Annotated in this window: 9 protein-coding genes and 1 rRNA gene; 9 read left to right on the top strand and 1 reads right to left on the bottom strand. The window is 34.8% G+C overall.

From position 1 onward, the window contains the following. The first annotated feature begins 153 nt into the window (after positions 1–153). A 5S ribosomal RNA gene (gene rrf / locus AC9UEH_RS11195) occupies positions 154–263 on the top strand. A 585-nt stretch (positions 264–848) separates the two neighbouring features. Here rrf and AC9UEH_RS11190 read toward each other — a convergent pair. Beyond that, entirely contained in the window at positions 849–1238 is a 390-nt protein-coding gene (locus AC9UEH_RS11190; protein WP_509531855.1) for an SPOR domain-containing protein, read from the bottom strand. Positions 1239–1456: 218 nt separating this feature from the next. Between AC9UEH_RS11190 and AC9UEH_RS11185 the strand changes: the two genes are divergently transcribed. The 8 genes from AC9UEH_RS11185 (at position 1457) to AC9UEH_RS11150 (ending at position 12852) form a co-directional block, all read left to right on the top strand. Next, positions 1457–2800: a c-type cytochrome gene (locus tag AC9UEH_RS11185; RefSeq protein ID WP_509531852.1), complete on the top strand. Its 1344-nt coding sequence runs from the start codon at positions 1457–1459 to the stop codon at positions 2798–2800. Positions 2801–2875: 75 nt separating this feature from the next. Next, entirely contained in the window at positions 2876–5941 is a 3066-nt protein-coding gene (locus AC9UEH_RS11180; protein ID WP_509531849.1) for a TAT-variant-translocated molybdopterin oxidoreductase, read from the top strand. 81 nt (positions 5942–6022) lie between these two features. Beyond that, positions 6023–7426 carry an NrfD/PsrC family molybdoenzyme membrane anchor subunit gene (gene nrfD, locus AC9UEH_RS11175; protein WP_509531847.1) on the top strand — a complete coding sequence of 468 codons (1404 nt, stop codon included), beginning with the start codon at positions 6023–6025 and terminating at the stop codon, positions 7424–7426. After that, complete coding sequence (locus AC9UEH_RS11170) at positions 7419–7943, top strand: DUF3341 domain-containing protein (protein ID WP_509531844.1); 525 nt, start codon at positions 7419–7421, stop codon at positions 7941–7943. The genes nrfD and AC9UEH_RS11170 overlap by 8 nt, the downstream gene beginning before the upstream one ends. 8 nt (positions 7944–7951) lie before the next feature. Continuing rightward, a complete protein-coding gene (locus AC9UEH_RS11165; RefSeq protein WP_509531842.1) occupies positions 7952–8500 on the top strand; it encodes a c-type cytochrome in 549 nt (182 codons plus the stop codon). A 27-nt stretch (positions 8501–8527) separates the two neighbouring features. Continuing rightward, complete coding sequence (locus AC9UEH_RS11160; RefSeq protein ID WP_509531839.1) at positions 8528–9847, top strand: quinol:cytochrome C oxidoreductase; 1320 nt, start codon at positions 8528–8530, stop codon at positions 9845–9847. A gap of 19 nt (positions 9848–9866) precedes the next feature. Further along, positions 9867–11024, top strand: coding sequence for a cytochrome c oxidase subunit II (locus AC9UEH_RS11155; protein ID WP_509531836.1), 1158 nt, complete (start codon positions 9867–9869; stop codon positions 11022–11024). Positions 11025–11049: 25 nt separating this feature from the next. Continuing rightward, entirely contained in the window at positions 11050–12852 is a 1803-nt protein-coding gene (locus AC9UEH_RS11150; protein WP_509531833.1) for a cytochrome c oxidase subunit I, read from the top strand. The last annotated feature ends 163 nt before the right edge of the window (positions 12853–13015 follow it).

Genomic DNA, 13015 nt, shown 5'->3' with positions numbered 1-13015 from the left:
TCCTGAACTTGTTTTAGGAACTTATTTTTTCTTTATCTCAGTATGTTAAGATATTTGTCCGCCGCGCGGACAGTCTGAAAGTCGAAAGTCAAAAGTCGAAAGTGTCCCAAGGACATTAAGACATTAGACCTTATGACCTTAGACAAATAGCCTTAAGGTGGTTATTGCGGCGGGGCTCACCTCTTCCCATCCCGAACAGAGAAGTTAAGCCCGCCTGCGCAGATGGTACTGCAGTTATGTGGGAGAGTATGTCGTCGCCTTTCTTTATGGAACCCCAGCTTTTTAAGCTGGGGTTCTTTTTTATTGGAACGACGTGTTCGCAAGCTCGGTTCGTCGCCTTTCTTTATAGAACCCCAGCTTTTTAAGCTGGGGTTCTTTTTTATTGGAACGACGGGTTCGCAAGCTCGGTTCGTCGCCTTCCTTTAATCTGAACTCGTTTCAGATTCTAAACCCCCAATTTGAGAAGGTTGGCTTTTATATAAATAAGAAGTTTTAAAATATTGGAAGACCTTCGGGTTTACTTTATGCTCCGCTAGTTCGCATTGCAAGTGTCAAATGTCGGCTCTGGTTGCCACAAGGAGGTTTGCTGGGACGATTAGGATAAAGCCTCGGGTCTTTAAGGTACTAAAACAAGAAAAAGTAGCGTTTTTTGTACGCTCACCAAGACGCTGACATTATCAAGAAAGTTGTAATAAAAAAAGAGTAGAATTTTTATCAAAGATCTGATTTTTATAATCTATTGGATGGTGAAATATCTAAAAGAAACTTCTTTTCGTTATTTTTTTGGATGTTTTTTTAATTAGAAATACCTCAATTATTGTAATATTTCTTTTAAAAAAAATAGGAAATTATTTATTAGGTTTTATTACAAAAGCATTTGGATATTTCTTTTTAAAAAGCATCAAATTTCTTTCGGCTTCTATTCGAGTTTTGAAATTTCCAACCCAAACTTTATATGCGGGCGTATAAAAAACAATCGTTCCGTCAAAATCTGAAAAATCATGCTTAAAATCATTTAACATTTTTATAGATGTTTCACTTTCACCATTATAGATTTGAATTTTATAAATGTCATTTACAGTAATTGAAGCGTTTATTTTTCTTTTTTCATTTAACAGATTTTCAAATTTTGGGTTTTGAGAAACGCTAACTTTTTCATCTTGAGCGAACAAATTTGAACTACATAAGCAAAAAAATAAAGCGCCTTGAAAAGCCGAAGAAATGGTTGTAATTTTCATAAAGTGGTGATTTTTATACAAATGTACACTTTATAAAATACCTTAAAATCATTTTGTTATTTAGAATTAATATAAATTGTTATTTTAGACAGTTTTAGGGTTTTGAGAACAGTTCTTAAGTCGTATTTTTGTGCAAGTTTTAAAAGAGTTGTTGTGTTTTTATGTGACTTTCACTCCAAATTCAACGCTTAATTTTAGTTGATAATTAGTATAATAATATGAAAAACGTGGGTAACCATAATTCGATTTCAAGAAGTTTGATTTTTAGTTTTGCAGCAATGCTTTCTTTATCAGTTACTTCGTTAGCGCAAATGGCGGCTCCTGCTGCTCCTGCGCCTGCTCCTACAGCAGTTGCTGCTCCAGCAGCTTCAGGTGCAGATCCTGTAAAAGGAAAAGAACTTTTCAATTCTAATTGTGCTGCCTGTCATAAGCTTGATGCTAAAATGACTGGTCCTGCTTTAAGAGGAATCTCTTCAAGACTGACTAACGAGTGGCTTTATAAGTGGATTCACAACAGTCAAGGTTTGATAAAATCTGGTGATGCTGAAGCAGTTAGAATTAGTGCGGAATATAATGGTTCTGTAATGACGTCTTTCCCTCAATTATCAACTGGCGACATTGACAACATTATAGCGTATACTTCCGAACCAAAAGCAGAACCTGTTGTTGTTCCTCCTACTGGAACTGCTGCACCTCCGGGAACAGCAACTAATACTGGAGGAATTTCTAACGATGTTGTTCTTGGTGCTTTAGCCGTTGTTATGTTGATGCTAATTGTAATGTTGTTTTTAGTTAACAATGTACTATCTAAAGTAGCTAAAGCAAATGGAATTGAAGTGGCTAAAAAAGAACCGACGACTCCAATTTGGAAAGCATTTGCTAGAAATCAATTCTTAGTTTTTGTAACTTCAATATTTTTATTACTTGCAAGTGCGTATTTTGTTTACGGATACTTAATGCAAATTGGTGTAGATCAAAATTACCAACCAATTCAACCCATTCACTATTCTCACAGAATTCATGCTGGTAGCAACGGAATCAATTGTAAATATTGTCACTCTGCGGCTCGTGTAAGTAAAAATGCTGGTATTCCTTCCTTAAATATATGTATGAATTGTCATAAAAATATTGCTGAAGTTTCAGATACAACTGCAACTGCGGAATATTCTAAAGCTTTCTACGATGGAGAAATTCAAAAATTATACAAAGCAGTGGGTTGGGATAAAGAAAATCAAAAATATACTGGAAAAACGGAGCCTGTGAAATGGGTTCGTATTCATAACTTGCAAAGTTTTGTATATTTCAATCACTCTCAACACGTTACAACTGCTGGAATTGAATGTCAAGTATGTCACGGTCCAGTTCAAACGTATGAAATTCAAAAGCAATTTGCACCACTTACAATGGGATGGTGTATTAATTGTCACAGAAAAACGGAAGTTAAAATGGAAGGAAATGGTTATTACACTAAAATCCACGCCGAACTTTCAAAAAAATACGGAGTTGACAAGCTTACGGCCGCCCAAATGGGAGGTTTAGAATGCGGAAAATGCCATTATTAGTTGATTTGTTGATTCGGTTTAACCGAAACACAAGCTCACGATTAACCAAATAAACGATTAAACATTAAAAGAAATATGTCATCAAACAAAAAATACTGGAAAAGTGTTGAAGAACTAGACGTAAATAGTTCTATTGTTGATACGCTTAGAAATAACGAATTTGTTGAAGAAATTCCTACAGACGAATTTTTAGGAGATAAATCATCTTTATCATCATCAGCAACAACTCGTAGAGATTTTCTTAAGTACGTTGGATTTACTACTGCCGCTGCTTCACTTGCAGCCTGTGAAGGTCCTGTTCACAAGTCAATTCCTTATGTTTTACAGCCAGAACAAATCATCCCTGGAGTTGCAGATTACTACGCTACTACCATTTTTGATGGTTTTGATTTTGCTAATCTTTTAGTAAAAACACGTGAAGGTCGTCCAATCAAAATAGATAATAATACTATTGCTGGTGCAAATTTTGTTGCCAATGCAAGAGTTCACGCTTCGATACTTTCATTATATGACGGTTTGCGTTTGAAAGAACCAAAAATTGCAGGTAAAAATGCAACTTGGACAAACGTTGATGCCGATGTAAAAGCTAGTTTAGCGGAAGCAAAAGCAAAAGGAGGTCAAGTAGTTTTATTGACAAATACGTTAGCAAGCCCATCAACTGAAAAGTTAATCGGAGAATTTATTGCTAAAAATCCAACTACAAAACACATTATATATGATGCAGTTTCTGAATCAGAAGCGTTAGATGCTTTTGAAACAGTTTATGGTGAAAGGGCTTTAGCTAATTATGACTTTTCAAAAGCAGCATTAATTGTTTCTATTGGAGCTGATATCTTAGGAGATTGGCAAGGTGGAAATTATAGCGCTGGATATGCAAAAGGCAGAATTCCTCAAAACGGAAAAATGTCTCGCCATTATCAATTAGAAGCAAATATGACTTTGTCTGGTGCTACTGCTGATAAGCGTGTGCCGATGTCAACTGCTAATCAAAAACAAGCTTTAGTTAAAATATATAATGTTATTACTGGTGCTGCTGTTGCGTCTTCTTTAGACAAAGAGTTTGATGCAGTAGTTACAAAAGCAGCACAACAATTGAAAGCCGCTGGAAGCAAAGGTGTTTTAGTTTCTGGAATTCAGGATAAAAACGCACAACTTTTAGTTTTAGCAATCAATCAAGTACTTGCGAGTGAAGCTTTTTCAACAAGCGGAACAAGACAAATCAGAAAAGGATCAAGCGAAAAAGTGGCTCAATTAATTAAAGATATGAATGCGGGAAGTGTTCACACTTTAATAATGAGTGGCGTGAATCCAGTTTATACTTTACCAAACAGCAAGGAATTTGTTGCCGGTTTGAAAAAAGTAAAAACATCGGTTGCCTTTTCATTGAAAGAAGATGAAACTGCGTCAATTACTACAATTGCTGCTGCAGTTCCACATTATTTAGAAGCTTGGGGCGATGTTAGCATCACAAAAGGTTCTTATGCTTTAACGCAACCAACAATTCGTCCTTTATTTAATACAAAACAATTTCAAGACGCTTTATTATCTTTTAATGGTAGCGCTGGGAATTTCTACGATTATTTAAAAGCGAATTCAGCCTCTCAAATAGTAGGTTCTTCTTGGAATAAAGTGTTACACGACGGTGTTTTTGTAGCAACAGTTCTTCCAACTGCAACTGCAACCACAGCAAATTATACTGCTGCCGCAAATGCGTTAGCGTCTGCCAAAAGCGCAGCTGGATTTGAATTGGTTTTATATACTAAAACTGGTTTAGGTGATGGTCAACAAGCGAACAATCCTTGGTTACAAGAATTCCCAGATCCAATTACAAGGGTTTCATGGGATAATTATGTAACTGTTTCAAGATTTGATGCCGATCGATTAAAAATGTCTAATGAAATCGTTGCAAACGGTGGATTGAACGGAAGTTATGCAACACTAACAGTTGGTGGTGTAAAAATCGATAATGTTCCCGTAATTGTTCAACCAGGACAAGCAAAAGGAACAATTGGTTTGGCATTAGGTTACGGTCGTAAAGCGGCTATGAAAGAAGAAATGATGGTAGGTATTAATGCTTACTCTTTATATAATGGTTTCAATAAAGTACAATCGGCACAATTAACATTAGGTGACGGAGCACATGAATTTGCATGTGTTCAAGGACAAAAAACGTTGATGGGTCGTGGTGATATTATCAAAGAAACTACATTAGAAATATTCAATACAAAAGATGCTGAACTTTGGAATATTCAGCCAAAAGTATCTTTGAACCACGAAGAAGTTGATGCTACAAAAGTTGATTTATGGGAACCATTTGATCGTTCTGTTGGACATCACTTTAATCTTTCTATCGATTTAAATGCATGTACTGGTTGTGGTGCTTGTGTTATTGCTTGTCACGCAGAAAACAACGTTCCAGTTGTTGGGAAATCAGAAGTAAGAAGAAGCCGGGATATGCACTGGTTGCGTATTGACCGATATTATTCTTCTGAAGATTCTTTCGCTGAAGACAACGAGAAAAAAGAAAATTTCGACGGTTTATTTGGAGACAAAGGTTCATTAGGTGGATTTGGTGAAATGGAAAAAGCTGCGGATAATCCTCAAGTTTCTTTCCAACCCGTAATGTGTCAACACTGTAATCATGCACCTTGTGAGACTGTTTGTCCAGTTGCTGCAACTTCTCACGGTCGTCAAGGTCAAAACCAAATGGCCTATAACAGATGTGTTGGTACAAGATATTGTGCAAACAACTGTCCGTATAAAGTGCGTCGTTTTAACTGGTTCTTGTATAACAAAAACAGCGAATTTGATTATCACATGAATGATGATTTGGGTCGTATGGTATTGAATCCAGACGTAAACGTTCGTTCAAGAGGGGTTATGGAAAAATGTTCAATGTGTATTCAAATGACACAAGCAACAATTTTGAAAGCCAAAAACGAAAGTAGAGAAGTTATCGAAGGGGAATTCCAAACGGCATGTTCAAAAGCTTGTTCTACTGGAGCAATGGTTTTTGGAGATATAAATGTAAAAGAAAGTCCAATCGCTAAATTAGTGGAAGACGAAAGAATGTATCATTTATTAGAGCACGTTGGAACAAAACCAAATGTTATCTATCACGTTAAAGTTAGAAACACATAAAATAGGAAATTGTAATTAGTGAAATTTTTTCGTTAATCTCATTTCTAACTATATAATAAATTAATAAAATAAAAAAAGGATATGTCTCATATATATGATTCTAGTATTAGAAAACCTTTAGTTATAGGAAATAAAACCTATCACGATGTTACCGTAGACGTAGCTGCACCTGTAGAAGGTAAAGCAAGTAAACATTGGTGGATTGTTTTTTCAATCGCATTAGCCGCTTTCCTTTGGGGAATAGGTTGTATTATTTATACTGTTTCAACTGGTATTGGAACATGGGGATTGAATAAAACTGTTGGTTGGGCTTGGGATATCACAAACTTCGTTTGGTGGGTTGGTATTGGTCACGCAGGAACATTAATTTCCGCTGTACTATTATTATTCCGTCAAAGATGGAGAATGGCAATTAACCGTTCTGCAGAAGCAATGACAATTTTCTCTGTAATTCAGGCTGGTTTGTTTCCAATTATCCACATGGGTCGTCCTTGGTTAGCGTATTGGGTTCTTCCAATTCCAAATCAATTTGGGTCCTTATGGGTGAATTTTAACTCTCCTTTACTTTGGGACGTATTCGCAATTTCTACTTATTTATCTGTATCTACTGTTTTCTGGTGGACGGGTTTATTGCCAGATTTTGCAATGTTAAGAGACAGAGCAATTACGCCTTTCAATAAAAAAATCTATTCGATTTTAAGTTTTGGTTGGAGCGGAAGAGCAAAAGATTGGCAACGTTTTGAAGAAGTATCATTGGTACTTGCTGGTTTAGCAACGCCTCTTGTACTTTCTGTACACACAATTGTATCAATGGATTTTGCTACTTCTGTAATTCCAGGGTGGCACACTACTATTTTTCCTCCCTATTTTGTGGCTGGAGCTGTATTCTCTGGGTTTGCAATGGTAAATACTTTGCTTATCATTATGAGAAAAGTTTCTAATTTAGAAGCATATATCACGGTTCAACACATCGAATTAATGAATATTGTAATTATGATTACAGGTTCTATCGTTGGGGTTGCCTATATTACTGAATTATTCATCGCTTGGTATTCTGGAGTTGAATACGAACAATATGCATTTCTTAACAGAGCAACAGGACCTTACTGGTGGGCATATTGGTCAATGATGACGTGTAATGTTTTCTCGCCACAATTCATGTGGTTCAAAAAATTAAGAACAAGTATTATGTTCTCATTCATCATCTCTATAGTCGTAAATATTGGAATGTGGTTCGAAAGATTTGTAATTATCGTAACCTCATTACACCGAGATTACCTTCCGTCTTCTTGGACAATGTTCTCACCTACTTTTGTAGATATTGGGATATTCATTGGAACAATTGGTTTCTTCTTCGTTTTATTTTTATTATATGCAAGAACATTCCCTGTAATCGCTCAAGCTGAAGTAAAAACAATTTTGAAAGCAACAGGACAGAATTATATTAACGAAAGACAAGCAAATAAAGATTCACATCATGAGTAATAAAGTTATTTACGCTATATATAACGACGATGATATTCTAATGGATGCCGTTAAGAAAACGCGCGCAGCTCATCACCATATTGAAGAAGTTTTTACACCTTTTCCAGTTCACGGATTGGACAAAGCAATGGGATTAGCACCAACAAGATTGGCAATTTGTGCCTTTATTTATGGTTGCGTTGGAATTTCTGTAGCAACAGCTATGATGAATTTCATTATGATTCAAGATTGGCCACAAGATATTGGTGGAAAACCAAGTTTTAGCTATTTGGAAAATATGCCTGCATTCGTTCCAATTATGTTTGAAATGACTGTATTTTTTGCAGCGCATTTAATGGTTATTACTTTTTATATGAGAAGTAGATTATGGCCATTCAAACAAGCAGAAAATCCTGATGTTAGAACCACAGACGACCACTTTTTGATGGAAGTTGCAGTGCATAACAACGAAGAAGAATTAGTTTCTTTCTTTCAAAGTACAGGCGCAGTAGAAGTAAAAGTAATAGAAAAGCATTAATAGAAGATATGAAAACGATATATAAAATAACTATTTTATTAGGTTTGTCAGCATTAGTAACTTCTTGTCATGATAATTTAAAACCAAATTATCAGTACATGCCTAATATGTATGAACCAGTGAGTTATAATACTTATTCTGAATCATCGGCATTCAAAAATGGTAAAGAAGGGCAACTTCCAGCTGAAGGTTCATTGAACAGAGGATTTGAAGTTTATGAATACGAAAATTCTACTGCTGGTTATGATTTAGCCAAAGCAAATCTTAAATCCCCTTTGGATTCTTTATCTACTGAAGATATGGATAAAGCGAAAGGTCTTTTTGAAATTTATTGTGCTATTTGTCACGGTAATGCTGGAAATGGAATGGGTAAATTAGTTACTCAAGGTAAATATTTAGGCGTTCCTAATTACAAAGACAGAATGATTACAAAGGGTAGCGTTTTCCACGTGCTTAAGTATGGAATTAATTCTATGGGTTCTTACGCCAATCAATTGAACCAACACGAACGTTGGTTAGTTGCAACGTATGTATTGAAACTAAAAAGCGAATTATAATTGTAGAACAAAATCATCTTTATAGATATGTACACATTTTCAAGTAAATTAAAAACATTCTCTTTTATTCTAATGCTTCTCGGAGTACTTGGAATTGGTTATGGTTTTTTCACTGCCCCAAAAGATATTCAAGAAGTTGAAACTATTCTTTCCGCAGAAACGCATCACGAATCAGGTAAAAATGCTCACGAAGCTCATGCTGTTGCAGGAGAAAACGCGACGCAAGCCGCTGAAAAACATAAGGAGCATTTGGAACACGTTTTGCACCAATTGCAAAATAAACCATGGGCTGCATTATATGTTGCTTGTATTTTCTTTATGCTTATTTCATTGGGTGTTTTAGCATTTTATGCCATTCAACAAGTGGCACAAGCAGGTTGGTCGCCAGTACTATTTCGAGTAATGCAAGGAATTACAGCCTACTTGCCGGTAGGTTCAATCCTCTTTTTTGTATTTTTAATTTTATGTGGATTTCATTTTAATCATTTATTTATTTGGTTAGATCCTGAAGTAATCGCATCTGATAAAATTATTGCAAACAAATCCGGGTATTTAAACTTCCCTTTTTGGATAATTAGAGCCGCTATTTTCTTGTTAGGATGGAACGCATATCGTTATTTTTCAAGAAAAAATTGTTTGTCTCAAGATGAAGCAAACGACAACAGTTTCTACAAAAAGAATTTCAACATTTCAGCTATATTTTTGGTATTCTTTATTGTCACAGAATCAATTATGTCTTGGGATTGGATTATGTCAATTGACCCACACTGGTCAAGCACATTATTTGGATGGTATGTTTTTGCAAGCTTCTTTGTAAGTGGAATTACTACTATTTGCTTAATTAGTTTATACCTAAAATCAAAAGGATATCTAGAAAATGTAAATACAAGTCACATCCACGATTTAGCTAAATTTATGTTCGGTTTCAGCGTATTCTGGACGTACTTATGGTTCTCTCAATTTATGTTAATTTGGTATGCAAACATTCCTGAAGAAATAACGTATTTTGTAACAAGAATTGAATTATACAACCTTCCTTTCTTTGGTGCGGTTGTTATGAATTTCTTATTCCCAATATTAATTTTAATCAATACCGATTTCAAAAGAATTACGTGGATTTTAGTTATGGCTGGAACAGTAATTTTATTAGGTCATTATGTTGATTTCTTTAATATGATAATGCCATCAGCAGTTGGAGATCAATGGTTTATCGGTATTGCAGAAATTGGTTCCGTATTTTTCTTCCTTGGATTGTTTATTTTTGTTGTGTTCACAGCATTAACTAAAGCACCTTTGTTACCAAAGAGAAATCCATTTATAGAAGAGAGTAAACATTTTCATTATTAATATTTAAAGAAGTAAACAGATGACAAGTTTGTTGGTAATTATAGTTTTAGTTTTATTATCTATTGCGATATGGCAATTAACGAAGATATTCGATTTATCTCAAGTAGGTGAATACAAGAATGATTCTCAAGTTGCAGACGACACTGATAATAATACACAAGGGTATTTAATGTTTGGTTTTTTAGCTTTCATATATATATTTACAATATATGGATTAATAACTTGGGGTCCTTTAGTTTTGCACACGCCAGCTTCGGCTCACGGTCCAATAATTGATAGTTTAATGGATACTACTTGGGTTTTAATCTTTATTGTTCAAGGAATTACACAGGTTTTATTGCATTATTTTGCATTCAAATACAGGGGTAAAAAAGAAAATAAAGCGTTGTATTTTGCAGATAATAATAAATTAGAAGCAATTTGGAGTGTAATTCCAGCAATCGTTCTTGCAGGTTTAATCCTTTACGGATTGTATGCTTGGACAAATATTATGTTCATTGATGACGATGAAGATACCGTAACCATTGAATTGTATGCACAACAGTTCAACTGGACTGCTCGTTACGCTGGAAATGATCAAGTTCTTGGAAAAGCAAATGTTAGATACATTGAAGGAATAAATATTGTTGGAGTAGATATTGAAGATCCTTACGCAAATGATGATGTTGTAATCAAAGAATTACACATTCCTAAGGGTAAGAAAATACATTTCAAAATGCGTTCTCAAGATGTGTTGCACTCTGCCTACATGCCTTATTTTAGAGCTCAGATGAATTGTGTTCCTGGAATGGTAACTGAATTTGCATTTACACCAACTTATACTACAGAAGAATATAGAGAATTGCCTTACATGATTGCAAAAGTTGCTAATATTAATAATATAAGAGCTAAGAAAAGCATTGATCTTGTTGCAAAAGGAGAACCTGCATTAGATCCTTATGAATTTGATTTCTTGTTACTTTGCAACAAAATTTGTGGAGCTTCTCATTACAATATGCAAATGAAAATTATTGTTGATACCCCTGAAGACTATGCAAAATGGTTGAAAGGGAAAGCTACGATTGTTCAAGATGTAAAAGCAGAAAAACTTGCTAAAGAAGCGCCTGCCGAAGGAATAAAAGTAAAAGATTCTGCTACAATTGTCCCAGTTATGGCGGCAAAAGTAGCTATGAAATAATATTTTAAATTTAAAGTAAACGAATATGTCAGCAGAAGGTCACGGACACGAATTAGAACACGATCACGAACACGAACACCACCATAAAGATACTTTTATAACAAAGTATATCTTTAGTATCGATCATAAAATGATTGCCAAACAATATCTAATTACGGGTATTTTTATGGGAATTATAGGTGTTGGATTGTCAATGCTTTTCAGAATGCAATTGGCTTGGCCAGAACAATCTTTTAAAGTATTTAGTTTCTTTTTAGGAGAAAAATTTGCACCAAATGGCGTAATGACAAATGATATTTATTTGGCTTTAGTTACCATTCACGGAACGATAATGGTTTTCTTTGTACTAACCGCCGCCCTGAGTGGAACGTTTAGTAACTTACTAATACCACTTCAAATTGGAGCTAGAGATATGGCTTCGGGAACATTAAATATGATTTCCTATTGGCTTTTCTTTTTGTCAAGTGTAATAATGATTTCTTCACTATTTGTAGAAGCTGGGCCTGCGGCTTCAGGTTGGACAATTTATCCGCCTTTGAGCGCACTTCCTCAAGCAATTCCTGGTTCAGGAATGGGAATGACTTTATGGTTGGTTTCTATGGCAATTTTCATCGCATCTTCATTATTAGGTTCTTTGAATTATGTTGTAACGGTTATAAACCTTAGAACTAAAGGAATGTCAATGACAAGATTGCCTCTTACAATTTGGGCTTTCTTTGTAACTGCTATTATCGGAATTGTTTCTTTTCCAGTACTTTTATCTGCAGCTTTAATGCTAGTAATGGACAGAAGTTTTGGTACTTCTTTCTTCTTATCTGATATTTATATAGCCGGTGAAGTTTTACACAATCAAGGTGGATCACCAGTTTTATTCGAACATTTATTCTGGTTTTTAGGACACCCTGAAGTATATATTGTATTATTACCTGCATTAGGAATCACTTCTGAAGTTATTGCAACCAACTCTCGTAAACCAATATTTGGTTACAGAGCGATGATTATGTCAATTCTTGCAATTGCATTTTTATCAACAATCGTTTGGGGTCACCACATGTTTATCTCAGGAATGAATCCATTCTTAGGTTCTGTGTTTACTTTCACAACATTGTTAATTGCAATTCCATCTGCTGTAAAAGCATTTAATTATATCACAACACTTTGGAAAGGTAACTTGCAGTTAAATCCTGCAATGTTATTTTCAATTGGATTGGTTTCTACATTTATAACTGGTGGTTTAACTGGAATTATTCTTGGTGATAGTACGTTAGACATCAATGTTCACGATACTTACTTTGTTGTAGCTCACTTTCACTTAGTAATGGGTATTTCTGCACTTTACGGAATGTTTGCTGGAATCTATCATTGGTTTCCAAGAATGTTTGGAAGAATGTTGAATAAAAACCTTGGATATGTTCACTTTTGGGTAACTGCAATTTGTGCTTATGGCGTATTTTTTCCAATGCACTTTATCGGAATGGCTGGTTTACCAAGACGTTATTATACCAATACAAACTTCCCATTATTTGATGATTTACAAAACGTAAATGTATTGATTACAACTTTCGCCTTAATTGGCGGGGTTTTTCAATTGGTATTCTTATACAATTTCTTCAGTAGTATTTTCTACGGTAAGAAATCAGTACAAAATCCTTGGAAATCAAATACTTTAGAATGGACTGCCCCAGTTGAACACATTCACGGAAACTGGCCAGGAGAAATTCCTCACGTACACAGATGGCCTTACGATTATAGCAAACCAGGTCACGAGGATGATTTCGTTCCTCAAAATGTACCAATGAAAGAAGGTGAAGAAGTTTTGCATCACTAATATTCTTAACTAATTTATATAAAATGCCTTTCTCTTTTGTAAGGCATTTTTATTTGCATATAATGCCAAAACGGATTATATTTTAGTCCAATCGTTCTGGTATAATGGCGTTATAATATTCAAATAGTTCAATTTTTATTGGACTATATTGAATACATAAACG

Origin of the sequence: Flavobacterium sp. (assembly GCF_040402835.1) — a bacterium.
Classification (GTDB): Bacteria; Bacteroidota; Bacteroidia; order Flavobacteriales; family Flavobacteriaceae; genus Flavobacterium.
The sequence above is the reverse complement of the archived record's forward strand: the minus strand, read 5'-3'. Positions and strand labels throughout refer to the sequence as shown.